Source organism: Deltaproteobacteria bacterium (assembly GCA_035063765.1).
GTDB lineage: Bacteria > Myxococcota_A > UBA9160 > UBA9160 > PR03 > CAADGG01.
Genome location: JAPSFT010000024.1, coordinates 20,930 through 44,595, shown reverse-complemented (window position 1 = coordinate 44,595; position 23,666 = coordinate 20,930). Strand labels below are relative to the sequence as shown.

Annotated in this window: 17 protein-coding genes; 6 read left to right on the top strand and 11 right to left on the bottom strand. The window is 74.7% G+C overall.

The window, feature by feature from the left end; translation table 11 throughout:
- Nucleotides 1–3: 3 nt before the first annotated feature.
- From OZ948_16465 to OZ948_16450, 4 genes are all read right to left on the bottom strand, one after another.
- Nucleotides 4–2,622 (bottom strand): alpha-galactosidase, encoded by a 2,619-nt coding sequence (locus OZ948_16465; protein MEB2346321.1) that lies wholly within the window; start codon nt 2,620–2,622, stop codon nt 4–6.
- A 544-nt stretch (nt 2,623–3,166) separates the two neighbouring features.
- Nucleotides 3,167–3,568, bottom strand: a complete 402-nt coding sequence (locus OZ948_16460; protein ID MEB2346320.1) for a c-type cytochrome — start codon at nt 3,566–3,568, stop codon at nt 3,167–3,169.
- Nucleotides 3,565–5,364, bottom strand: a complete 1,800-nt coding sequence (locus OZ948_16455) for a carboxypeptidase regulatory-like domain-containing protein (protein ID MEB2346319.1) — start codon at nt 5,362–5,364, stop codon at nt 3,565–3,567. The genes OZ948_16460 and OZ948_16455 overlap by 4 nt, the downstream gene beginning before the upstream one ends.
- 380 nt (nt 5,365–5,744) lie before the next feature.
- Complete coding sequence (locus OZ948_16450) at nt 5,745–7,316, bottom strand: arylsulfatase (GenBank protein MEB2346318.1); 1,572 nt, start codon at nt 7,314–7,316, stop codon at nt 5,745–5,747.
- Between the two features lie 494 nt (nt 7,317–7,810).
- On the opposite strand from OZ948_16450, the gene OZ948_16445 reads away from it, so the two are divergent.
- Entirely contained in the window at nt 7,811–8,506 is a 696-nt protein-coding gene (locus OZ948_16445; protein MEB2346317.1) for a hypothetical protein, read from the top strand.
- A gap of 39 nt (nt 8,507–8,545) precedes the next feature.
- On the opposite strand, the gene OZ948_16440 is transcribed toward OZ948_16445, so the two are convergent.
- Nucleotides 8,546–10,297: a winged helix-turn-helix domain-containing protein gene (locus OZ948_16440; protein ID MEB2346316.1), complete on the bottom strand. Its 1,752-nt coding sequence runs from the start codon at nt 10,295–10,297 to the stop codon at nt 8,546–8,548.
- A 150-nt stretch (nt 10,298–10,447) separates the two neighbouring features.
- Here OZ948_16440 and OZ948_16435 point away from each other — a divergent pair, with 150 nt between their 5' ends.
- A complete protein-coding gene (locus tag OZ948_16435) occupies nt 10,448–12,397 on the top strand; it encodes a family 20 glycosylhydrolase (protein ID MEB2346315.1) in 1,950 nt (649 codons plus the stop codon).
- On the opposite strand, the gene OZ948_16430 is transcribed toward OZ948_16435, so the two are convergent.
- The 4 genes from OZ948_16430 to OZ948_16415 all read right to left on the bottom strand — a co-directional run bounded on the left by OZ948_16430 (nt 12,345) and on the right by OZ948_16415 (nt 16,436).
- Entirely contained in the window at nt 12,345–13,757 is a 1,413-nt protein-coding gene (locus tag OZ948_16430) for a Mur ligase family protein (protein ID MEB2346314.1), read from the bottom strand. The genes OZ948_16435 and OZ948_16430 overlap by 53 nt on opposite strands.
- A 16-nt stretch (nt 13,758–13,773) precedes the next feature.
- Complete coding sequence (locus tag OZ948_16425; protein MEB2346313.1) at nt 13,774–14,100, bottom strand: hypothetical protein; 327 nt, start codon at nt 14,098–14,100, stop codon at nt 13,774–13,776.
- Nucleotides 14,097–14,876 (bottom strand): NRDE family protein, encoded by a 780-nt coding sequence (locus tag OZ948_16420; GenBank protein ID MEB2346312.1) that lies wholly within the window; start codon nt 14,874–14,876, stop codon nt 14,097–14,099. The genes OZ948_16425 and OZ948_16420 overlap by 4 nt, the downstream gene beginning before the upstream one ends.
- Before the next feature lie 195 nt (nt 14,877–15,071).
- A complete protein-coding gene (locus OZ948_16415) occupies nt 15,072–16,436 on the bottom strand; it encodes a patatin-like phospholipase family protein (protein ID MEB2346311.1) in 1,365 nt (454 codons plus the stop codon).
- Between the two features lie 435 nt (nt 16,437–16,871).
- Between OZ948_16415 and OZ948_16410 the strand changes: the two genes are divergently transcribed.
- Nucleotides 16,872–18,203, top strand: coding sequence for a hypothetical protein (locus OZ948_16410; GenBank protein ID MEB2346310.1), 1,332 nt, complete (start codon nt 16,872–16,874; stop codon nt 18,201–18,203).
- 67 nt (nt 18,204–18,270) lie between these two features.
- A complete protein-coding gene (locus OZ948_16405) occupies nt 18,271–19,248 on the top strand; it encodes a nitronate monooxygenase family protein (GenBank protein ID MEB2346309.1) in 978 nt (325 codons plus the stop codon).
- A gap of 44 nt (nt 19,249–19,292) precedes the next feature.
- Here OZ948_16405 and OZ948_16400 read toward each other — a convergent pair whose 3' ends face one another.
- Nucleotides 19,293–20,543, bottom strand: coding sequence for a VWA domain-containing protein (locus OZ948_16400; GenBank protein MEB2346308.1), 1,251 nt, complete (start codon nt 20,541–20,543; stop codon nt 19,293–19,295).
- Between the two features lie 17 nt (nt 20,544–20,560).
- Nucleotides 20,561–21,238 carry an OmpA family protein gene (locus OZ948_16395; protein ID MEB2346307.1) on the bottom strand — a complete coding sequence of 226 codons (678 nt, stop codon included), beginning with the start codon at nt 21,236–21,238 and terminating at the stop codon, nt 20,561–20,563.
- A gap of 337 nt (nt 21,239–21,575) precedes the next feature.
- Between OZ948_16395 and OZ948_16390 the strand changes: the two genes are divergently transcribed.
- Nucleotides 21,576–23,105: a YifB family Mg chelatase-like AAA ATPase gene (locus OZ948_16390; GenBank protein MEB2346306.1), complete on the top strand. Its 1,530-nt coding sequence runs from the start codon at nt 21,576–21,578 to the stop codon at nt 23,103–23,105.
- Nucleotides 23,106–23,284: 179 nt separating this feature from the next.
- On the top strand, nt 23,285–23,482 hold the full coding sequence (locus OZ948_16385; protein ID MEB2346305.1) for a hypothetical protein: 198 nt from the start codon (nt 23,285–23,287) through the stop codon (nt 23,480–23,482).
- The last annotated feature ends 184 nt before the right edge of the window (nt 23,483–23,666 follow it).

The window sequence follows — 23,666 nt, the reverse complement described above, 5'->3', positions numbered from 1 at the left end:
GCCCTAGCCTTCCGCGAGCCGTGCCGCGAGCCCCGCGACGACGTCGTGCAGGGTCGCGAAGCGCCGGTAGGCGATGCCGCGCTCGTCGAGCTCGTCGGCGAGCGAGTCCTTGGCGAAGACGAGGTCGGCCGCGAGGGCGGCGCACAGGTCCGAGACGCGGCCGTTGCCGATGTGCACCACCGGCACGCCCGGGTGCCGGGCGCGGAAGTGCTCGATGCGGGAGCGCTTGCACACGCCGGTGCCGCAATCGCAGCGCCCGTCGCTCGGATGGCCGGCAGCGATCCGCCAGGCCCCGTGCTCGTAGCGCAGGTGGTTGGCGTCGTAGGCGAAGCGCACGCCGTGCAGCTCCTGGAGCCGGTCGAGGTTGCGGTCGAAGCCGTCGGAGAGGACGCGGAACGGGATCCCGCGCGCCTCGCACCAGGCCACCAGCTCGCGGGCACCCGGATCGAGCTCGACCGTGCGCAGGAAGGCCTCGAGCTCGGCTTCCGGGAGGCGCAGGCCGTCGAGCAGCTCCAGGTTGTACTCCCAGGCCGTCAGCTCGCCGCGCTCGAGGCGCGGCCACAGCGCGGCGCGCCGTGCGCCGGCGTGGCGGCGCGCGAGCGTCGAGCCCACGTCCTGCACCGCGAAGGTGCCGTCGTAGTCGCAGAACACGACGAGCGCCGGCGCGCCGCGCAGCCGGTAGAGCGCGGCGCCGTGCGGCGGCAGCGCGACGGTGATCCGGCCCTGCGACTCCGCGGCCGGCGGCGAGCCGAGGAGCGGCTCGGCCGGGGCGTCGGCGAGCCGGCCCGGCGCGGCGGCGGCGACGGCGGCGCGCGCCACCGTGACGGAGGCGGGCTCGTCGCCCGGGTTGAAGAGCGCGACGAGGCGGTCGCCGAAGGCGCGCGCCGTCACGACCCGGGGGATCTCGTCGCCGGCCGGGTCGAGGGCGCGCGCGGCTCCGGCCTGCCCGGCCTCGTCCACCTCGCGCGCGAGCTCGATCGTCTCGCGCACGAGCGCGCGCTCGCCGGGGCCGAGGGCGGGCACGTCGTCGGAGAGGAGCACCATGCCGCCGGTCACGGCGATCGAGATCGCGAGCGCGCGCACCTCGTCGCGGCTGAGCTGCGAGTCCACGACCCGGGTCATCAGGCAGTCGGGGTCGTCGAGCCAGAGCCGGCGGTGCATCCAGGCGCGCGCGAGCGTGTTGCGCAGCGCGTTGCGGCCGGCCGGCACGGCCGGCTCGAGGCCCGGGATCCGCGTCACCGGCAGCGGCTCCCAGTGCGGGCCGGTGTCGGGGCCGATGCGCATGCCGTCCACGAGCCCGACCGCCGGCCCGAGCGGACAGCCGCAGCCGAGCAGGAAGGCGTGCTCACCGGCGCCGCTGCGCACCGCTTCGAGGCCGCGGCGCAGGCGCTCGGCGCGGGTCGCGTGCGGGTCGCGCGCGGAAGCCTGGAGCGCTGCGGCGTAGAGGAAGTCGAGCTTCAGATAGGAGAAGCCCATCTCGGAGAGCGTGCGGTAGGTGTGCTCGAGGTGGACGGAGACCGCCGGGTGCGTCGGGTCGAGCACGAACACCCAGCCGTCCTTCGTCCACGTGCCGTGATGGAGGCCGCGCAGCGGCTCGCCGGTCTCGACCTCGCGCAGGAGCCAGTCGGGGTGGTCGGCCAGCACGCGGCTCTCGGGCACGACGCAGAACGGTGCCGTCCACAGCCCGGCGTGGAAGCCGGCGTCGCGCACGGCGTGCGCCATCGCCGCCAGGCCGCTCGGGAACTTCACGTTCGTCTCGAGCCAGTCGCCGATCGCGCGCTGCCAGCCGTCGTCGAGCTGCACGAGGTCGATCGGCACCTCGTCGCGGGCGGCGGCGAGGGCGGCCAGGTTGCGCAGGAAGCCGACCTCGGTGACGTCGTGGAAGAAGTGGTACCAGGAGCACCAGCCGGCCTGGAAGGGCGCGAAGCGCCGGGCGCGCGCGAAGGCGCCGTGGGCGTCGGCGAAGGCCTCGAGGAGCGCCGCGGCGTCCGCGCCCGCTTCGAGGCGGATCGGCTCGAGCTCGCACGCCGCGCCGGGCGCGAGCACGCGCTCGAGCCGCTGCTCGAGCTCGACGCGCAGGGCCCCGCCCTCGCGGCGCACGAAGACGGTGCCGAAGGCGCGGCCGCTCTCGAGCACGCCGGCCAGGCAGGCGGGTCCGCCCGGAGCGCTCAGCACGGCGGCGCCGTCGGACTCGTGCCAGCCGGCGCGGTCCGCGGGCGGCGCGAAGTGGGCGTGGTGGAAGCCGCGCAGCCAGGGGCCCGACGGGAAGGGCGGCGTCCCGGCGTCGTCGAGCGCGACACCGCCGGCAAACGACCAGGACTGGAAGCCCTGGCGCAGCAGCCGCCAGCCCGGCGCCGCGGCCGCGCCGGGCGCGCGCCAGCGGAAGCCCATCCCGATCGCGTCGACCGCGAGCGGATCGGGGCCGGCGTTGCGCACCCGCGCGCGCCAGGTCGCGCAGTCCCCCGCCCCCTCGACGGCGAGCCGCACCCGCAGCGGCCCGCACGCGAGCTCGCCGGCTGCGAGCGGCAGCTCGTGGAACGCCTCGCGTCCCGCCTCGCGGCTGCGGGCGAAGAGGCGGACCGGCTCGAGGACGCCGCCCGCCGGATCTCGGAGCGCCGGCATGGCCCGCACGGTAACCCTTGCGCCCTCCCGGAGGCCAGCGAGCCGGCCGCCTGCTCCCGCCGGCGTCCTGCGGGCGGGCGGCCCTCTTCCCGGGCCGCGAGGTGCGCGGCCCGCGAGGGGCCGGAGGCGCCGCGCAGCGAGCCGACGGCGGGCGCAGCGCATCGGGGCGGTTTCGATCTCGACCCCGGAGACGAAGCGCGCTCCGGTGGTGACGAACTTTGCGTCACCGCCCTCGAGCGCCTGCACCGACCCTGCCGATCGACTGCCGCGGCGGCGACCCGTCCTGCGCATGCGCTGCCCGATCACCCGCTCGTGCGCCCGATTCCGTACTCGCGCGCGTTGGGCACGCCGATTGCTCTACTCCCTGGCACAACACAGAGCCTCGCGGTCCACCGCGCCCGGACTGGCAACCCCTCCCCCAGCACTTCGGTGCTGGGTGCCGGTCCGGGCGCATCGCTCTGGTCCGGCGCGCGTCGCTCTGCGCCGTGCGCGGCGCACGGCCTGCGAGCAGCGGGCGGGTGGGGCCGGCGATACGGCCGCGTGGCTACGGCGCCTGGTGTCGCTCGAGGCTGCGGACGTAGGCGACGAGCTCGTGGATGCGCAGCTCGCCGAGCTGACCCCAGGGCGCCATCACGGGATTCCCGCCGACGGCGCCGGCTCCGTCGCGGATCACCAGGAAGAGGTCGCGATCCGTGCCGGTGCGGCCGTCCCCGTCCGCGTCGAACTTGAAGCGACCGACGCGGAAGTCCCGCGGCATCGGCACGAGCGGGAGCCCCGCCGGCCCGTCGCCACCCCCCTCCACGCCGTGGCAGAGGGCGCAGTGCTCGGCGTAGAGGGCCTGGCCCGGAAGCGCCGCGGCAGGACCCGCCTCCACCGCCTCGCCGGCCGCCGGCGCGCCGAGCACGAGGAGCAGGCCCGCGGCCCGCGCCGCCGCTCGCGCCCTCAAGGGAGGCCCGCCCGCGCGCTCGCCTGCCGGGGCGCCTCGCCGAGCCGGGGATCGAGGCGGATCACACGGGGCTCGCCCCGCTCGATCTGCCAGGTGGGCGTATTCGAGTTCGAGGTCCAGACGCGGCCCTGCTCGTCGAAGTCGAGCTCACGCGTGTAGGTGACGCGGGTCGGCAGCGGGTAGACGAGGAACGACTCCCGGGCGGGGTCGAAGCGGATCAGGGTGTCGCTGTTGGTGCCGCAGATCCACACCACGTCGGTGCGGCGATCCACGTGCAGGGCGTACGGCGTGTCGGCGCCCTTCGGCTCGACCGGGATCTCCCAGCTCTCGAAGGCGCGCGTCGCCGGATCGAAACGGGACACGACCCCGGACGAGAAGCCCGGGATCCACAAGCGCCCCTGCGAGTCGAAGCGCAGCCGGCGCGGGGCCGTGAACGGCGTGTCGACCAGCTCGACCGCGAGCGTCCCGGGATCGACGCGCCCGATCCGGTGGGCATTGAGCTGGCTGAACCAGACGTCGCCGTCCGGCGCGATGTCGATGCCGTAGGGGATCGGCATGTTCGCGACGCCCTCGCCGGCCTCGAGCGGCAGGTCGACGTACCGGGAGAGCCACATCGCGAAGGGCAGGAGCCGCAGCATCACCTCCTGCTGGAGGCCCTGGGCCGGCAGGCGGATCGTGTCGAAGCGCCCCTGCGCCGGATCGAAGCGCGCCACGTGGTTCGAGCCGGCGATCGTGAACCAGATGCGCCCGCCGCCGTCGATGCGCAGCGTATGAGGGTAGTAGCCCTCGCTCATCGCGTAGAGCTTCCACTGCCCGGTCGCCGGGTCGAAGCGGCCGAGGCGGTTGCCGAGCGCCAGCGTGACCCAGAGCGAGCCGTCGGGCGCCACCTGCAGCGAGTGCGGCCCGACGTGCGCATTCGCGTTCGGAACCAGCGGCGCGCCGCTGGTGGCGAAGACCCCGCCGAGCGGGAGCCCGTCGTCGGGAATCGGAAAGCTCTCGGTCGCGCCGCTCTCGGGATCGAGCCGGAACAGCGTGTCCTGCATCATGTCGACGGAGTAGACGTGTCCGCTCGGGTGGACCGTCAGATCGTGCTGCATCGAGGCGCGGCCGCCGAGCACCCACTCGTCGATCACCGCGCGCCGCACCTCCTCGGGCGGCGGCGGGGCGAAGGCCGCCGTGCCCATCCCGGCGGTCAGGCGCGGGACCGCGTGGGACGGCTCGTAGGCGGCGCGGAACCAGCCCGGCACCTGCGCGCGCACCTCCGGCGAGAGCCCGCCGCCGAGGCGCGCCATCAGCGAGAGCACCTTCTCCCACTGCCAGTCCTCGCGCGGCACGCGCGTGGCCGCGCTGCCCTGCTGGTGACAGTAGGTGCACTGGCGCACGAACTGCTCGCGCTGCCAGGGCGTCTCGATCTGCTCGAGGAAGAGCGCGAACCAGCGGTTGGCCGGAAGCTGCTCGGCCAGCGCGGCGGGATCGGTCTCGGGCTCGAGGGCGAGGGCGAGCCCGGCGCTCGGGGCGCTGACCCGGGCGCCCAGGTCGCGCCAGCCGATGCGGCGCACGCGCAGCTGCCAGTCGCCCGGCGCGAGATCCTCCACCCGGAAGCGCCCGTCCGCGTCCGAGAACACGGTCGTGCCGCGCGCCGGCGCGCCGCGTTCCGCCGTCACGCGTGCCCCGACGATCGGCGCGCCGTCGGGACCGTGGAGGCGCCCGTCGAGCCCGGCAGCGGACGCCAGGCCCGGGACCGCTGCCCCGAGTGCGAGGACCGCCAGCCCGCAGCGTCTCGCGAGCGTGCTCATCGCCGTCCCTCCCCGACCGCCGCGACCCCGACCACCGCGATCACCACCGCCACGACCCAGACCGCCACGACCCCGACCGCCGCGACCCCGCCCGCCGCGATCACGCCCTCCGCGATCCGAGCACGAGCCCGATCGGCTCGCACACCGGGGGCCACACCGTCCGCGCTGCATCGCGCGGCCACCGGGCCCGTCGGCCGCCACCGCGACGGTACCGAGGCCTCGCGGCGCGCACGAGGGGAGCCGACCCCGAGGCGAGAGCAGCCCGGAGCGGGCGGCGCCGGGACGCGCATCGTCCCGACCCCGCGTGGCTGTGGCGCGGGTCCCGGAAGGAGGGAGGCCGCCGCGCGCCTCGAAGCACGCGCAGCGGCCTCGGAGGGGGCCTAGTTCGAGGTGCCGTCCTCGAGCATCTTCATGACGCCACTCAGGTTGAAGGACCCCGGCGACTGGCTCGGCGGGTAGTCCTTCATCGTCATCAGGAACTTCGCCGCCATCCCCTGGATCGGGACGACCACGAAGGGCCGGTCGAGGAACCAGTCGTCGTAGGCGTTCGCGTTGTGCTGGGCCTTCTCGAAGGGGTCACGGCGCAGGTTGAAGAGCAGCGGCGCGCGCAGCTCGACGAAGGGCTCGCGCCAGACGCCGAAGGCCTCCCCGCGGTTCTCGAGGAACACGACCTTCCAGTCCTGGTAGCGCGCCGCGACGACCTGGCCGTCGTCGTTGACGTACCAGAACTCGTTGCGCGGCGACTGCGTGACCTCGCCCGAGAGGTAGGCGAGCTGGTCGTACCCGTCGATGTGGTTCCGGTAGGTCCGACCGTCGAGCTCCGTTCCCTCGAGGAGGCGCTGCTTGATCGTGGTGTCGCCGGCGATCGCGGCGAAGGTCGGGAGCCAGTCCTCGTGCGAGACGATGCCGTTCAAGGTCGTGCCGGCCGGGAAGTGCCCGGGCCAGCGCACGAACGCGGGAACGCGGTAGGCACCCTCCCAGTTCGAGTTCTTCTCGCTGCGGAACGGCGTCGTGCCGGCGTCCGGCCAGGTGTTGTAGTGCGGGCCGTTGTCGGTGGAGTACAGGACGACGGTGTCGTCGGCGATGCCGAGCTCGTCGAGGAGCGCGAGCAGCTGGCCGACGTGGGCGTCGTGCTCGACCATGCCGTCGCTGTACTCGTCCTGGCCGGACCTGCCGCGGTTCGCTGCCTTGACGTGGGTGCGGAAGTGCATGCGCGTCCCGTTCCACCAGGCGAAGAACGGCTTGCCGGCCTCGACCTGCCGCTCGATGAAGTCCTTGGCGGCAGCGAGCGTCTCGTCGTCGATCGTCTCCATCCGCTTCTTCGTGAGCGGACCCGTGTCCTCGATCGTCTGGCCGCCGGCGCCGTCGGCCTTGGTGCGAAGAACGCCCCGGGGCCCGAACTTCTTCCGGAAGTCGGGATCCTTCGGATAGTCGATGTTCTCGGGCTCTTCTTCGGCGTTGAGGTGGTAGAGGTTGCCGAAGAACTCGTCGAAGCCGTGCATCGTCGGCAGATGCTCGTCCCGGTCGCCCTGGTGGTTCTTTCCGAACTGTCCGGTCGCATAACCCTGGGCCGCGAGAACGGTCGCCATCGTGACGTCGGTCTTCTGCCAGCCCTGCGCCGCACCGGGAAGGCCGACCTTCGTCATGCCCGAGCGCACCGGCACCGATCCGCCGATGAACGCAGCGCGCCCGGCGGTGCAGCTCTGCTGCGCGTAGTAGTCGGTGAAGGACACGCCCTCGGTGGCGATGCGATCGATGTTGGGCGTGCGGTAGCCCATCATGCCGCGATGGTTGTGGCTGATGTTCCAGGTCCCGATGTCGTCGCCCCAGATCACGAGGATGTTGGGCTTGTCGGCCGCAGCGGCGGCTGGTGCCCACGAGGGCCCGCCAGCGAAGAGCGCCAGGGCGCCGAGGGCCGCCAGGCCGAGGCGGCTCGGATGCGGATGGTTCATGGTGCCTCCCCGGATGGGTCGATGGGGCCGGTGTGGGTCGGGCCCCGCCGCTTCGACCGACCCTACGGGCGGCCGCTCCGGGAATCCTGATCCGGTTCTGAGCGCTGCGTCCGCCCGGGCGCGGGGCGCCGGCAGGCGGGCCGGCGGAGCCCCGTCCACGCGGTCGCGGCGGCACCCGTCGCGTCGGTCGCCACCCCGGCACCCGGACCCCCTTGCGACCTGCTCGGCGACGAGACCGTCCCTCCCCCCGCGGATGTGGAAACCAGAAGCTCGGACCGCCCGGTCCGTTCGCACGTTCTTCCCGGTTGACCCGGCGCGGAGAACGGGCGCAGAGTCGGGTCTGGAGGCTCCCGCCGTGCGGGCTCCGCCCGTCTTCCGGCGCCGCATCACGGGCTGCGACGACCTCCCCTTCGTCGCGGCGCGAGCCCCACCCCGCCTGCCGTCCGCCCTGCGGTCTCTCGTCGATCGAGCCTTGCCCCCGAAGGAGACGGGACATGTCCCTCGTCAACGTGCTTTCGATCCAGGTGCGCCCGGGCGCCAACCGCCGCTACGAAGAGCTCGTCGCGGATCTCGCGAAGAAGGCCGCCGCCGCCAAGGAGAGGTTCCGCTGGGACGCACACCAGACGGTGATGGGCGAAACGGCCGGCTACCACTTCGTCTCGCGCAGCGAGACCTTCGCCGGCTTCGCCACCCGCGGCTCGACGCCCGAGCTGATCGAGCGCGTGCTCGGCACGAAACAGGCTGCGCAGTTCCGCGAGCAGGCCGAGGAGATGTCCACGGCCGTGCGCAACACGGTCTCGCTCGAGCGCCCCGATCTCGGCTACCCGCCCGACTCCCGCGACGCCTCGTCGCTGCCGTTCGCGATGGTCACGCTGGTGCGCGGCCGGCCGGGCCACCAGGAAGCGATCGAGGAGCTGCTCCGCAAGCTGTCCGAGGCGATCCCGAAGGTGGACGATCCGGCGCGCCTGGTCTCGTACCAGACCGTGATCGGAGACCTGCGCACGCTCTGGACCGTGCGGCCGATGGCGGCGCTCGCCGACCTCGACGCGCAGCGCACACCCGCCGGGCTGCTCACCGAAGCCTTCGGCGCGGCGGAGGGCGGTCTGATCTGGCGCAACGCCATGGAGGGGATCGAGGAGGCGCAGCGCTCGATCACGGTCTACCGCCCCGACCTGTCGAACCCGGCGTAGCGGGCGGCTCGGATCGCGGGACACAGGCCTCGCGCGGCTTCAGCCTGGACGGGCCGCCGGCGGCCGGGCCGGCGGCGCCGTCCACGCGGTCGCAGCGCGGAAGGCCGCGCGCTCGCGAAGGAGCGCGAACCGCGGGTCGACGGCCGCGAAGGGCAGCCACATGCAGCGCAGCTCGCGCGCCCGTGCCAGCCACTCGAGGGCGCGGTCGGCGTCGCCGAGGCCGGCGTAGCCGACCGCGACGCAGGTCGGGGAGACGTAGCGGTGAGCACCGCGCCGCTCGAGCGTGGTGAGGATGGTCCACGCCGCGTCGGCGCGGCCCGCGCGGGCGAAGGCCCAGGCGCAGGCGCTGCGCGTGAGCTGATCGCCCCGCGCGAGACCGTCTGCGGCTTCGGCGGCACGCAGGCTCTCCCCGGAGAGCCCCATCGTCCCGGCGACACACGATCGGATCGCGTGTCCGCTCGGGAACTCGGGCTCCGCCGCCACCAGCGCCCGGGCGGCGCGAAGCGCCTCGTCATCGTGTCCGCCGCACCAGAGGGCGAGCACCCGCGAGACCGCGAGGTTCGGGGAGAAGGGGTTGACCTCGAGCGCCGCCTCGACGGTCGCGAGCGCTGCGTCGAAGCGCCCCATCGCGACGAAGGCATTGGCCCGCAGCCAGGAGACGCGGTCGCTCTCGCTCCCGGTCGCGCTCGCCACGAGGGCGTCCTCGGCCGAGCGCGCGTCGAGGTCGATCGTGACGCGGAGGAACGCGAGCAACGCGAGCGCGGCGGCGTTCCGACCCTCGAGATCGAGCGCACGGGTGATCGACGCCAGGGCCTTCGACGCCATCTCGCGCGGCGGCTCGAAGCCGCGCCATGCGAGATTCAGATGGGCCTCGGCGAGCGCGGTGTGGATGGCGGCACAGCCGGGATCCCACCCGAGCGCCTGCTCGAAGCAGACGATGCTGCGGCGCAGTCCGATCTCCGTGCGGAGCTGGTTGAGGAACTGGCCGCGTAGGAGCGCGTGGTACGAGCGGGGGTCCTGCGCCGTCGGCGGCGTGCTACGCGAGGTGAAGGCGCTCCCCCGCAGGTCGACCAGCCTTTTGGCGACCGCCTCCGCGATGTCGGCCGCGACGCTCGCCGTCGCGCTCGGCGGCTTCACGATCTCCTCGGACCAGACGACGACCTCGTCGTGGACGCGCACCAGCTCGGCGCGCACGAGGGTCTCCCGGCCGCCCGGCCGCACGTGGCCGAGCACGAGGAAGGCGGCCTGCCTCTCCTTCGCGAGGCGGAGCGCGTCCAGGCCGGACGCCGCGCGGGAGGCCGTCGGCTGGTGCGCGATGGCGTCGATCCCGTCGTCGTGCCAGCGCGCGAGGCGCGACGTGACCTCGGCCGCGAGACCGTGCGCGAGGTAGGCGTCGTCCTCGGCTTCGGCGGTGAAGGGGGCCACGGCGACCCGGGTCCGGCTCGCGTCCTGCGCCCGGTCCTCGCCCCACCGTACCGCCGCCGTGAACCGGTAGCCTCGGCCATGAACGGTCTCGAGGTATCGACCGCGCCGCCCGCGGTCCCCGAGCGCGAGACGGATGCCGTGGACGCAGCTGGTGAGGCTGGCCTCCGCCACTTCCTCGCCGGGCCAGAGGCGGTCGAGGATCTCCTGCTTCGGGACCACGCGGCCTTCGGCGCCGATCAGGAGGCGCAGCAGCGCGACCTCCTTGGGCGCGATCGGAACGGAGGTGGCCTCGCGGAGCAGCCGGCCGTCGGGCTCGAGCCGGAACGCACCGAAGTGGACCGCTCGTCGTTCGAGCCCTCGCGACACGCAACCCTCCGGGCGAGGCGGCCAGCCGCGCCGAAGGTACCTGCCCGCACCGCTGCGACCCACCGGCGGGACGCCAGGGTGCGTGCACCACCGCTCGCGAGCCAGGGGTCCTTGCCACGGCGCGGCGTCGCTGGGCTAGCTTGCGCGGCCATGCCCGCGCTCCCGCCGCTGCTCCCCGCGCCCCGCCGTGCCGAGCGCCGCCCGGGCCAGCTCGCGCTGCGCGACGGCCTCCCGATCGTGCTCGAGGCCGGCTCCGACGACCGCGACTTCGCGTCGGCGCGCGCGCTCCAGGAGGCGGCGGCCCGCGCGGCCGGCGTGCGGCTGGCGATCGAGACCCACGCGCGGCGGGACGGGCTCGGGCCGGCGATCGCGCTGCGCCGCGAGGCCGATGCCGGCGAGGCCTACCGCCTGCGGGTTGCGGCGGGCGGTGCCGAGCTCGTCGCCGCGGGCCCCGCGGGCCTGCGCTACGGCGTCGAGACGCTCGGGCAGCTCGTCGGCGCGCGCGGCCGGCTCCCGGCCTGCGAGATCGACGACGCGCCCGCCTTCCCGTACCGGGGCATCCTGCTCGACGTCTCGCGCGGCAAGGTGCCGACCGAGGCCCAGCTGCGCGCGCTCGTGGACCTGTGCGTCCGGCTGAAGCTCAACGTCCTCATGCTCTACGTCGAGCACACCTTCCGCTCGCGCCGGCACCCCGCGATCGGCGCCGGCGCCTGGGGACTCGAGGCCGAGACCCTGCGCGCGCTCGACGCCTACGCCGCCGAACGCCACGTCGAGCTCGTGCCGAACCTCCAGTCGCTCGGCCACATGGAGCACGTGCTGGCGCTGCCCGCCTACGCGGAGCTGGCCGAGACCGACGCGCGCTGGACGCTCGCCTGCGCCGATCCGCGCAGCTACGAGCTGCTGCGCGACCTCTACGGGGAGTACGTCCCGAACTTCCGCTCGCAGCTCTTCCACGCCAACTGCGACGAGCCCTGGGACCTCGGCAAGGGGCGCTCCCGGGAGCTGGCGGAGTCGCTGGGGCCCGGCGGGCTCTTCCTCGAGCACGTGCGGCGGGTCCACGAGCTGGCACGCTCCCTCGGCCGCCGGCCGATGATCTGGGCCGACTTCGTCCACCACCATCCCGAGCGGATCGCCGAGCTCGACCGCGACGTCCTGCTCTGCGACTGGTGGTACGAGGCGGAGTTCGACTTCGACCGCGTCCGGGTGTTCGCGAAGCACGGGCTCGAGTTCTGGGTCTGCCCCGGCACCTCGTCCTGGAACTGCCTCTTCCCGCGCATGGAGAACGCCCTCGCGAACGTGTCGCGCTGGGCCGACGCCGGGCGGCGTCATGGCGCGACGGGCCTCCTGATGACCGACTGGGGGGACTTCGGGCACTACAACCTGCTCGGCGGCTCGTGGCTCGGCTACGCATGGGCGGCCCAGGAGGCCTGGAGCGGCCCGGCCACCGAGGCGGTCTTCGACCGCGCCTTCGGCCGCGTGCTCTTCGGCGACGACAGCGGCGAGGCGGCGCGGCTCTATCGCGAGCTCGGCGGCCTCCACGACGCCGGCTTCCGGATCTTCAACGGCTCCCCGCTCCAGTTCCTGTTCTTCGACACCCTCGACGAGGCCTGGTTCGTGCGCGGGGTCGAGCCGAAGGCGGCCCGCCGCACGCTGGCGCGGCTCGGAAGATTCGCGTCCCGGCTCGCCGCCGCCGGGCGGCGCTTCGGGGCGGACGCGCTCACCCACGCCGAGCTCACCTGGGCCGCCGACGCTTCGTCACTGGCGCTGCGCCGCGCGCTCGCCGGCCGGCGCTGGATCGCCTGGCGCGAGCGGCCGGCGGGCCTCGACCGCCGCGCGCGGCGCGCGCTCGCCCGCGAGCTCGCCGCGCTCGCCGGCGAGCAGCGCCGGCTCGGCGCGCGGCTGCGCCGCCTGTGGCTGGCGCGGAGCCGGCCCTCGAACTACGAGATCACCGGCCGGCGCCTCGCGCGCGCGATCGCGAGCACCGCGCGGGCCGCACGCGCCCTCGAGCGCGGCCGCCCGCCGCCCCCGCCCGGGCCGCACGCGGGCTTCACGCCCGCCGAGGTCTTCCGGCGCCTGAAGGCGTCGGTCGGCGCCGGCTGACCGGCACCGGGCCCGGCGGCTCGCGCCAGACGCGGCGCGCGATCCCCGCCAGGTAGACCGAGCCGCTCGCGACGACGAGATCGTCGGGGCCGGCGCCTTCGCGGGCCGCCCGCAGCGCGAGATGCGGGTTCGGGACCACGCGCAGCGCGGCGGCGGGACCCGCGGCACGCACCGCCGCGGCGATCGCCTCGGGCGCCAGCGAGCGCGCCGGCTCGGCGCGCGTCACGGTCACCTGCGCAGCAAGCGGCAGGAGCGCTGCGAGGATCGCGCCGAGATCCTTGCCGGCCGAGATCGAGAGCACGAGGTGCGCCTGGCGGCGCGGCACGAGACGCAGGGCCTCCGCGAGCGCCGCCGCCGAGGCGGCGGTGTGGGCCGCGTCGACGATCCGCCAGGGCGTGCGCCCGACGACCTCGACCCGCGCCGGCAGCTCGGCCCTCGCGAAGCCGCGCCGCGCAGCGCCGGCGAGCACGGGGTCGGGGTGCGCGCCCAGGCGGCGCACGCAGGCCAGCGCCAGCGCCGCGTTCGCCGCGTGGTGGGCGCCGAGCAAGGGGAGCACGGCCTCCACCGCGAGCGGCCCGTCGCGCAGCGTCACGTGCAGCCCGTCGAGCGCGGCCCGGCACGAGGGCACCGTGAAGTCGCGGCCGAGCTGCGCGACCGGAGCCTCGAGCTCCTCGGCGCGCTCGAGCACCACCGCCAGGGCTTCGGGCGGCAGGGCGCCCAGCACGAGCGGGCACCCGCGCTTCACGATCCCGGCCTTCTCGCCGGCGATCGCGGCCAGCGTCGCGCCGAGCTTGTCGGTGTGCTCGAGCTCGATCGTGGTGATGCAGGCGACGGCGGGGGTGACCACGTTGGTCGAGTCGAGGCGCCCGCCGAGTCCGACCTCGAGCACGGCGCGGTCGACGCCCGCCTCGGCGAAGAGCAGCAGCGCGGCGGCGGTCGTGGCGTCGAAGAAGGTGGGCGCCCGCGCGGGGTCCTGGGCCGCGAGCGCCTCGACGTGCGGGCGCAGGCGCGCCACCGCGTCGGCCAGCCGCTCGCCCTCCACCTCGCGGCCGTCGATCCGGAAGCGCTCGGTCCAGCGCTCGAGGTGCGGCGAGGTGAAGGTGCCCACGCGCTCGCCGAGCGCGCGCAGGAGCGCCTCGGCGAGGAGCGCCGTCGAGCCCTTGCCCTTCGAGCCGGCGACGTGGAGGGCCGAGAGCGAGGCGTGTGGATCGCCGAGCCGGGCGAGCAGGCGCCGCACCGGCTCGAGGCCGAGCCGCCGGTAGGGCAGCTCCGGGCGGCGCTCGACGTCGATCAGGCCTTCGAGCCAGGCGGAGGCGTCGGCGAGGGAGCGGATCGGGGCGCGCGGGGGGTGGGCGGGCACACGGCCAGGATAGCCGTCACTGCACCATGTAGCGCTTCCACTGCCGGTAGTTCGTCACCGCCTCGCTGGTGCCCGCGGTGGCCGGGTAGTAGAACTTGAGCGCGTAGCCGCACTCCCGGCACACCTTGTACGCGAACTTGAAGCCGTCGATCTCGCGGGTCGAGCCCACGATCTCGCGGTTCTCCTCGGTGCAGCACTCCGATGGGCTCGGCGGCGAGACGATCTTCTTCGGGTACTCGTTGCGCGGCTCCTCGTCCGCCGTGTAGCGGATGATGTTCTTGACGACGCGATGGGTCTTCGCGTCGGAGTTCTGCTTCCGGATGTTGCTGCCGATTCTCCTCAACTGGCCTTCCTCGTCGCCGTCTCCCCCGGCGGTCGCCGGACCGTATGGCCCAGCTCCTGCAGGAGAGGAGTGAAATCCTCGTAGGGGCTCGCGCAGGGCGGGCCCGCCGCGTGCTCGAGCCGGTCGCCGTCGCTGCCCAGTCGCAGCAGGCTCGAGCTGCGGGTGCCGTAGCCGCCGAGGTGGACGCAGGTGTCCCCCTTCGGATCCGGGTCGTCGCCGTGGGTGCGGCAGATCGCAGCGAGGCCGTCGCGGACCGCACCGGCCGGGCCGCCCGCCACCCGCTCCGCGCGCTCGAGCGTGCGGCGGATCTTCGGGACACCGCGAGCGTCGGGATCCGCGTTGCCCACCACGTGGACGCCGGGCGCGAGCGGCAGGAGGCGCCCCGTGCCCTCGTACACGAGGGCGAAGGCGTCGTCCGCATCGGCCAGGAAGAGGTTGAAGGGGTTGTAGCGGGCAGGGCCGAGCGCGGCGGCGCGCTCGGCGGCCGCGTGCGCAGAGTCCACGGCGAGCAGGTCCAGGACGAGCTGCCCGCGCGAGCGGAGGGCCGGGTCCGGGCGCGGCGCCGGGCGATTGGTGACGGCAGCGAACACGCCCTGCGCGTTCAGCCCCCACCAGGTGCCGCCCGCCTGCAGGTCGAGCGGAGCGACGATCGCACCGGCACGCCCGTCGCGCAGGGCGGGCCCCGCGGCGGGCCGTGCGAGGAACTCGTCGCGATTCGCAGCGACCCAGAGGTGGGCGCCGGGCACGCAGCGGTGGAGGGCGACGAGCGTACACATCAGACGCCTCTCACCCGCACGACACGCGCGAGCGCCGGCGGCCGGCGTGCGTGTCCGGAGGGGCACACAGGGTGTCGAAGGCGCGCGCAGTGTACCACCGTGTACCCCGCGGGGCAAGCCCCCGACGGAACAGTCGATTCGGGGCCGTCGCGGCTACTCCGGGGACAGGAGGGTGCGCGGGAGGCGCGGAGGCGCTCAGGCGCTCTCGCTGCGCACGAGACGCAGGGGCGTCCGGGACGCCTCCTGCGCGGCCGGCTCGTCCTTCGGGAGCGCCCAGCCACGCTCGGCGCGCACGCGCTCGGCCTTGCGGTGCGCGGCCTCGCGGCTCATCTCGAGGCCGTAGTGGCCGAGCACCTCGGCCACCGCGTCGAAGTTCTGCTCGAGCGTCGTGCGCACGGACTCGAAGCCGTGCTGGATCGCGTCGGCGCGCTTCCAGAACGCCAGCGGGTTCAGGTTGAAGAACTCCGCGTCCCGCTCGCGCGGCTCGAGCAACAGGATGTCGCCCTGGAAGCGCTCGTCGGTGAGGTAGCGCTGGAGGCCGAGCTTGAGGCGCGAGTGCAGCAGCGTCCGGAAGACCTGGTTCAGGACCATCTTCATGCCGCGGTCGGCCAGGTAGCGGCCGTTCGCGAAGTACGGTGCGCCGCCGCCCTCGGCGTCGATGCGGTTCAGGAACGGGCGGAAGGGGTTGTAGCAGACGATCAGGTCGGCGCCCTTCTCGATCGCGACGTCGATGCTGGCGGTCGTGCGCACGCCGCCGTCGACGTAGTCGACGCCGTTGATGCGCGCGGGCCGGTAGAAGAGCGGCAGCGCCGTCGAGGCCTGCACGGCCTCCGAGATCGTCGCGTCGCAGCACTCGTCGGGGCCGAATACCTCGCGTTCGGCGGTGTCGAGATCGCAGGCGGTGATGTAGAGGGAGCGCGCGCGCTTGCGCAGGAAGGCCCGGAAGTCGTTGGGCATCCGCATCCGCTCGAGGTTGCGGCGCAGCCAGCTCTCGAGGCTCGCGTTGTCGAAGAAGCCCGACGGGATGTGGTTGGTGAGCGCCGGGATCTCGCGCCTCGGCGAGACGTGCTGCATGAGCGCCAGCGCCGCCTTCTCGAAGTGTGCGTAGGTGGGCGCGCCGGCGAAGGCCTGCAGCGGTCCCCCGACCGCCTCCGGGAGCCCGGGCAGGGCGCGCACGAAGTCGGCGCCGACACCGGGAAGGAACGCGAGCAGGTCGTAGACGAGCTTGGCCGGCCGCCCCACGAACTCGCGCCAGTTCGGGTTGTAGAAGTCCATCGGGCGGAGCTGGTCCATGCGCCGGCTGCGCCCCTCGAGGACCTTGATCATCTCGCCCGGCGACACGCCGCTCGCGAGCGCCACGGCGAGGATCGAGCCGGCCGACAGACCCACGTAGGTGTCGAAGTCGGTGATCTTGCGGCCGACCAGGAAATCGTCGAGCGCCTTGAGGCCACCGACCTTGAAGGCCCCGCCCGACACCGCGCCGCCCGCCAGCACGAGGGCGATGCGCGGGTCGCGCTTCGGGCGGGAGCCCCGGCTCTTCCGGATCAGCGTGAGACCCAAGCCGCCTCCGCATCGGTCCGGCGCCAAAGCCGCCGGCTCTCTCGACCTACGCCCCTCGGACCGTCGCTCCCGGACCTGCGCGACCGTCCCCCCGGTGGGTACCCGCGAGCGCCCGCCGGGTATCACGGCCTCCGATGCAGCGCGTTACGATACCGGCGGCCGATCTGCCAGTCGAGTCGATTCGTGCACCGGGCTTGCCGCCCCGTGACCACTCCGGGTTGCGCGAGGCGGTTTGCTTTCCGGGAGCCACGGGGGCGGCCGCAGCCCCGGCGGGTCCCGGTTGCCGCGGCGCGTCGGACGGGGCCCCGCCGTCGCCGGCGGCGGGCGCGCGGCGCCACCCGCGGTCGCGCGCTTCGTGTCACGCCCTCTCTTCTGTGGTACCACCTCGGCGTCGCCGCCGGCAGGCGGCTCCTACTGCGAAGGCCGACGGCCCCCATGGTGCGCCTCTCCCAGGCCCTCGTCGCTCCGCTGCTCGCGGCGCTGCTCGCCGCCGGGGCCTGCGCGAGCGGCTCGCCGCCGCCGGGCTCGACCGCGCCCGACCCGGCCGCCACCGGCCCCACCGCCTCGCTGCCGCCCGATCCGGCGCTCCCGAGCGGGCCGGCCCCGCGGCAGCGCGCGCAGAGCGGCGTCCACAGCGCGCTGCTCGGCGCGATGATCGGCTCGGTGGGCGGGCCGATCGGCGCCATCGCGGTGGGCACACTCGCGGGTGTCTACGGTGCGGTGACCGGTGACGTGCCGTTCGGCGGCGGGTACGGCGGGGGCTACGGCGGCGGCTACGGAGGCGGCTACGGGGGAGGCGGCGCCGAAGCGCAGCGCGAGGCCGAGATGGAGGCGGAGCTGGAGCGGCAGGCTTCGCTCGAGGGCGAGATCGAGGAGGAGCTGCGCCGCCAGGAGGAGCTCCTCGACGAGATCGACGAGGAGCCCGCGGCCGCACCGAGCGGGAGCGCGGGCGTCGCCCCGGCGGCGGCGCCGACCGCGGAGGAGCTGGCGGAGCAGGCGGACCCGCGCGCGGCCCCGCGTGCACCCCGGCCGCGCGAGCTGCCCGCCTCGATCTTCGAGGAGCGCAAGACCGAGATCCCTGCCGGCAGGTGGGAGAACGACGACGAGCTCACGGTCGTCGCGCGCTCCCTCGACGCCGATCGCGACGGCAAGCCCGAGGAGATCCGCTACGCGGACCCGAAGACCGGCGCGCTGCTGCGCATCGAGGCCGATCGCGACTACGACGGCCGCATCGACGCTTGGACGGTGTATACGGCTGGTGCGGTGACGGAGCGCCGGCTCGACGAGAGCGGCGACGGCAAGCCCGACGCGTGGGAGACCTACGAGGGGGGCGTGATGACGGCGCGCGAGGTGGACCGGGACGGCAACGGCACGCGCGACGCCTTCTACCGCTTCGCGGGCGGCTCGCTCGTCGAGGAGCGCCACGACCAGGACGGCGACGGCAGGATCGACCGCACCGTCGTCTACGAGGGCCGGCGGGTCGTGCGCGTCGAGGAGGACCGCGACCGAAACGGCGCCGCCGACGTCTGGAGCCACTACGGGAGCGGCCCCGGCGGCGAGGAGGTGGTGGTGCGGGTCGAGCGCGACACCACCGGGGACGGCCAGGCCGACGTCTTCGAGGCCTACGAGCAGCAGGACGGGAAGACGGTGCTCGTCAAGCGCGAAGAGGACAAGAACGCCGATGGCCAGGTGGACGTGACCTCCCTCTACGAGGGCGGCAAGCTCGTCAAGCGCGAGATCGCCGACCCCTCGCTGACGCCGCTCTGAGGCGCGGTCGCCCTGGATCCGGCCGCGCTGCCGGCCGCCCTGGCGCTGGCCGCGGTGGAGCCAGCGCTTGACCCTGCGGACCCCGATCTGCGAGCGCTTCGGGATCGAGCACCCGGTCTTCCTGGCGGGCATGGGCGAGGTGGCCTTCGCGGAGCTGGTCGCCGCCGTCTCCGAGGCGGGCGGCTACGGCGTGCTCGGGATGGCGACCTCGCCGCCGGAACGCATCCGCGAGCAGATGCGGGCGGTGCGGGCGCGCACCGCGCGGCCCTTCGGCGTCGACATGCTGGCGGCCCTGCCCGAGCTCGTCGAGGCGGCCATCGACGTGATCGTCGAGGAGGGCGCCTCCTGCTTCGTCGCGGGCCTCGGCGTCCCGGCGCCGGTGATCGCGCGCTGCCACGCGGCCGGCGTCCAGGTGATGGTGGTGTGCGGCAAGGTCGACCACGCGCGGCGCGCCGAGGACGCCGGGTGCGACGCCGTCGTGGCGCAGGGCACGGAGGCGGGCGGCCACACCGGGCAGATCGCCGGCATGGCGCTGGTGCCCCAGATCGTCGACGCCGTCGGCATCCCCGTGCTCGCGGCCGGCGCGATCGTCGACGGCCGCGGCCTCGCCGCCGCGCTCGCGCTCGGCGCGCAGGGGGTGTGGATGGGGACGCGCTTCATCGCGACCCGCGAGGCGCGCGCCGCGAAGCTCTACAAGGAGCGCCTGGTCGCCGCCCGCGACGACGGCACCGAGATCACCCGCTCGTACTCGGGCAAACCGATGCGCGTGCTGCGCAACGCCTGGGTCGACGAGTGGCGCGCGCGCGGCAGCGACATCCAGCCCTTCCCCCTGCAGATGGCGGCCGCCGCGCGCGCCGGCGCGCTCGGCTTTGCCGACGACGCCACGGCGGACCCGGAACGGACCTGCATGCCCGCCGGCCAGGGCGCGGGCGCGATCCACGACGTGCCCGCCGCGGGCGACCTGGTGCGCAGCGTGGTGGCGGAGGCGGAGCGGGTGCTGCGGCGCATCGGCGCGCTTGCCGAGGCCGGCGCGCCGGGGTCCTGATCGAGCTCCGCGCGCCTCCGGCTCGCCGCCCGCGCTCGCGAGCCCTACGGCTTCTTCTCCACCTCGAGCTCGAGGTCCTTCTTCTCGCGGCTTCGGAAGTCCTCGATCTTCTTGCGCTCCTTGAGCAGCAGGAGCTCCTTGTTCATGCGCCGGATGCGCTCGAGCTCGCGGGCCAGCTCGAGATCGGTGAGCTGGGTGCGGCCGAAGTCGAGGTCGAGGGTGACGCTGCCCCGCGTCCCGTCGGAGGCGAGCGCGGTGACGCGGATCTGGTTGCGCCCCTCGCGCACCGGCACGAAGCCCGAGAACGAGCCGTCGGGCTCGAGCGCCACGTCGGTGGAGAAGTCGCCGGTCGTGAGGTTCGTGATCACCACGTCCTCGACGTTGGCGAAGCTCACGCCCTGGAGCATCGCGACGATGTCGCCCGGGTTCTGCACCGGCGTGTAGGTGCCGAGCGAGACGCGCGCCATCTCGGTCACCGCCTGGGGGAAGGTCAGCGCCTGCTCACCGAGCGCGTAGGTGTTGATCCGGATCCCGGCGAGCTGGGCAAGCTTCGCGGCGGAGATCGCCGCCTCGACGTCGCCGGGGTCGGTGATGGCACCGGAGCCGATCGGGAGCGAGGGCACGCCGTCGCTCAGGAACAGGATCACCGGCTGCGCGCCGGGGCGGCGCTGGCTGCGGGCGCCGGGCAGTCCCGAGAGCTCGGTGATCGCGAGCCGCAGCCCGGCGGCGTAGTTGGTGGCGCCGGAGGGCCCGCGCGCCACCACCGCGTCGATGCCGCGCGCCACCGCGGCGAAGTCGCTCGTGAGGGGAACCTCGAGCCAGGCATCCTTCTGGTTCTGGCTGCGCCGCTGGCCGGAGGCGTCGACCTCGCCGGCGAAGGTCGCGAGGCCCACGCGCACCCGGCTCCCGTCGAGCCCGCGCAGCAGCGCGCGCGCCGCGGCCGCCTGGGCCTCGAAGATCGAGTCGCCCGGGTCGGTGTTCTGGACGTCGTCGCCGAAGCCCGGGATCAGCTCGCGCCGCGGGTCGAGGCCGACCTCGCCGTCGCCGTCGACGTCCACCCCGCTCGGGTTGCGGGTCGAGCCCGAGACGTCGAGCACGATCATCACGTCGAAGTCGGCAGGTCGCTTGCCGTCGGCCGAGGCGGCGCCCCGGATCGGCGCCTGGTCGACGCGGTTCTCGACCTGCTGGCCGGGACGCGGGGACTCGATCGAGACGTGCACCTCGGCCCCGGCCGCGGGCACGAGCCCGGCGAGCAGCAGCGGCAGGGCGGATCGGAGGCGGAGACGCTCTCGCATGGTGGGTGCCGCGCAGCTCAGTAGCGCGGTGCGGGTTCGCGCATCTGGTCCTGCTGCGGGACGATCTCGATCTCGACGCGCCGGTTCTGCAGCCGGCCCGCGTCGGTCGCGTTGCTCGCGACCGGGAACTCCTCGCCGAAGCCCATCGCGGTGATCCGCGAGGGCGACACGCCAGCGTGGACCAGGTGGTTGCGGACGTTGTTCGCGCGGTCCTCCGACAGACGCAGGTTCGACGCCTCGGATCCCACCGAATCGGTGTAGCCGCGCACCACGACCTCGCTCGCCGGATACTGCCCGAGCGTGCGGGCCAGCGACTGGAGGCGCTGGGCGGCGCCCGGCGCGATCGTGGCGGAGCCGCTGTCGAAGAGCGTGTCGCCGGGGAAGGTGACGAGCAGGCGGTCGGGCTGGCGCTCGACGGTGGCGTCGGGGATCGCGTCGATCTCGCGGGCCTGGTTGTCGAGGTAGTGGCCGATCAGGCCGCCGGCGAGGCCGCCGACCGCAGCTCCGATCAGGCCGCCGGCGAGGTTGTCGCCCTCGCCCGCCGCCAGCACGCCGGCACCCGCACCGGCGAGGCTGCCGAGCACCGCGCCCTGGGTGGTGCGGTTGCCGGGCGCGGATGCGCAGGCGAGCGCTGCGAGCAGGCCGATGGCCACGGAGGCGGCCGGCGCGAGCCGGGCGCTGGCGATCGACGACATGGATGCTCCCTCCTGGTGGATCGGGCCCTGCGGGGCACCCGCACGCGCGGGCGGTGATCCTCGAGCGGATTCGCGAGGGTGGCCGAACGTAGACGGCGCCCGGGCTTGGACGCAAGACGAACGCCCCGGCATTCGTGCCACCGGCTGCCACCTCCGAAGCCCCCGGGCCACTTCCAGGGTGTGGGAAGCCCCACTCCTGGCGGGGCTCTCCGAAAAGGGGGAAGGCAGGGTCTCCTCTGGAGACCCTGCCTTCTGTCCCCCGTCTCCTTCGGCCTCGTCCCCACCCCGGTTGACCGCTCTTCGCAGCTCGCCCCGCCCGGTCCCGGGAGCATCGGACATGACACGCGTGCTGGGGGCCGTGCTCTCGGGCGTCGACGGGATCGCGGTCGAGGTCGAGGTCCGGATCGGCTCGCAGCTTCCGCGCATCGAGGTGATCGGGCTGCCCGAGGCAGCCGTGCGCGAGAGCGCCGCCCGGGTGCGCGCGGCCGTGCATGCCGCCGGTCACCGCATTCCCGAGCGCCGCGTGACGGTGAACCTCGCGCCGGCCTCGGTCCGCAAGAGCGGCGCCGGTCTCGACCTGCCGATCGCGATCGGGGTGCTGGCGGCGTCCGGCGCCGTCGAAGCCACGTCCCTGCCGCGGCTCGGGCTCGTCGGCGAGCTCGCGCTCGACGGCCGGCTGCGCCCGGTACGCGGCGCGCTCGCCCTCGCGCTCGCGCTGCGCGACGCCGGCTGCAAGCGGGTCGTCGTGCCGCGCGCGAACGGCGGCGAGGCGGCGCTGACACCCGGCCTCGCCGTGCTGCCGGCCGACGACCTCGGCACCGTGCTGCGCTTCGTCCAGACCGGCCTCGGCCTGGCGGCGGTGCCACCCATCGGGCCCGAGCGGCTCCCGGCACCGACCTGCGCCGGCGACCTCGCGGAGGTCCGGGGCCAGGCGCGCGCGAAGCGTGCGCTCGAGATCGCTGCGGCCGGCGGCCACGGCCTGCTGCTCGAGGGCCCGCCCGGCTCCGGCAAGACGATGCTCGCGCGGCGCCTGCCGGGCCTGCTGCCGCCCCTCGCCTTCGCAGAGGCCGTCGAGGCCACGCGCATCCACGGCGCGGCGGGCCGGCTCGGCGACGCACCGATCGTGCGCGAGCGGCCGTTTCGCGCCCCGCACCACGCCGCGAGCCGCGCGGGCCTGCTCGGCGGCGGCTCGCCCCCGCGCCCCGGCGAGGCGTCGCTCGCCCACCACGGGGTGCTCTTCCTCGACGAGCTGCCGGAGTTCGAGCGCACGACGCTCGAGTCGCTGCGCCAGGTCCTCGAGGAGCGCCGCGTCGTGGTGGCGCGGGCGGGAGGGACCTGCGTCTTCCCGGCGGACTTCCAGCTCGTGGCGGCCGCGAACCCCTGTCCCTGCGGCTGGCGGCTCTCGCGCTTCCGCGACTGCTCGTGCAGCGACGCCTCGATCGCCCGCTACCTCGCGCGCGTCTCGGGCCCGCTCCTCGACCGCATCGATCTGCACGTCTCGGTCCCCGCGGTCGCGTGGCGCGAGCTCGCCAGCGAAACGCCTGCCGGCGAGGCGAGCGCGCTCGTGCGCGCACGCGTCCTGGCCGCGCGCGCCCGCCAGCGCGAGCGGCTCGACCGGCACGGGCTGCGCACCAACGCCGAGATCGCCGACCGCGCGCTCGACCTGCTGGTGGACGCCGCCCCCGAAGCGCGCGCCCTGCTCGGTCGCGCCGTCGAGAAGCTGCGGCTCTCCGCGCGCGCCGCGCGGCGCCTCCTGCGGGTCGCCCGCACGATCGCGGATCTCGAGGGCGCCGCGCGGGTCGGGGCCGCTCCGATGGCGGAGGCGCTCGGCTACCGCCGCGAGGGCGATGCGCCCGGCCCGCCCTGAGAGCCGGCTTTCGAACACCGCGCGTCCGAAATCCGTCACCGGGGCCGTGCCCCGTCACCCGAGGCGGCGGGTAGCCTTCGCTGCAACTGCTGGAAATCGCTCGAGAACCCTCCAGCGGCGCAACCGTCAGGGGGTGGCACGGTTCCTGCTCCTACAGGGAGGCAGGGGAGGATTCACCGATGGCCGCTGCCGTTTCGATCCCGGTCCAGACGCTCCATGCCGACACCCTCGAGGTCACGCTCTGGGAGCTGGTCTGGGCGGTGAGCCAGGTCGCCGACAACGAGCGCGAGGTGATCGCCACCGTCGCGCACATGCTCGAATCCGGCTCCGTGAAGCTGGTCGGCAACTTCCGCGACTGCCCGCTCGACGCGCGTTGAACGCGGCCCTCCTTCCTCCCGGACCCGAGCCGGCGGCGATCGCCCCGGGCGGCCGTGACGTGTCGGGCTCACCCGGACACCCACCCGTGATGCGCCCGTAGGGGCGGGATACAGTCCGCCGCGTCCCGCAAGCGGAAGGCTGGGATCCGGCCGGCTTCGCGAGCCCCGGAGGGCTTCGCGAGGC

Bases quoted from the DNA above. Each gene is read 5' to 3' on its own strand.
- OZ948_16435 (MEB2346315.1), top strand. From the start codon at position 10,448: ATGCCCGCGCTCCCGCCGCTGCTCCCCGCGCCCCGCCGTGCCGAGCGC.
- OZ948_16445 (MEB2346317.1), top strand. From the start codon at position 7,811: ATGTCCCTCGTCAACGTGCTTTCGATCCAGGTGCGCCCGGGCGCCAAC.
- OZ948_16395 (MEB2346307.1), bottom strand. From the start codon at position 21,238: ATGTCGTCGATCGCCAGCGCCCGGCTCGCGCCGGCCGCCTCCGTGGCC.
- OZ948_16465 (MEB2346321.1), bottom strand. From the start codon at position 2,622: ATGCCGGCGCTCCGAGATCCGGCGGGCGGCGTCCTCGAGCCGGTCCGC.
- OZ948_16455 (MEB2346319.1), bottom strand. From the start codon at position 5,364: ATGAGCACGCTCGCGAGACGCTGCGGGCTGGCGGTCCTCGCACTCGGG.
- OZ948_16400 (MEB2346308.1), bottom strand. From the start codon at position 20,543: ATGCGAGAGCGTCTCCGCCTCCGATCCGCCCTGCCGCTGCTGCTCGCC.
- OZ948_16420 (MEB2346312.1), bottom strand. From the start codon at position 14,876: ATGTGTACGCTCGTCGCCCTCCACCGCTGCGTGCCCGGCGCCCACCTC.
- OZ948_16450 (MEB2346318.1), bottom strand. From the start codon at position 7,316: ATGAACCATCCGCATCCGAGCCGCCTCGGCCTGGCGGCCCTCGGCGCC.
- OZ948_16385 (MEB2346305.1), top strand. From the start codon at position 23,285: ATGGCCGCTGCCGTTTCGATCCCGGTCCAGACGCTCCATGCCGACACC.
- OZ948_16410 (MEB2346310.1), top strand. From the start codon at position 16,872: ATGGTGCGCCTCTCCCAGGCCCTCGTCGCTCCGCTGCTCGCGGCGCTG.
- OZ948_16390 (MEB2346306.1), top strand. From the start codon at position 21,576: ATGACACGCGTGCTGGGGGCCGTGCTCTCGGGCGTCGACGGGATCGCG.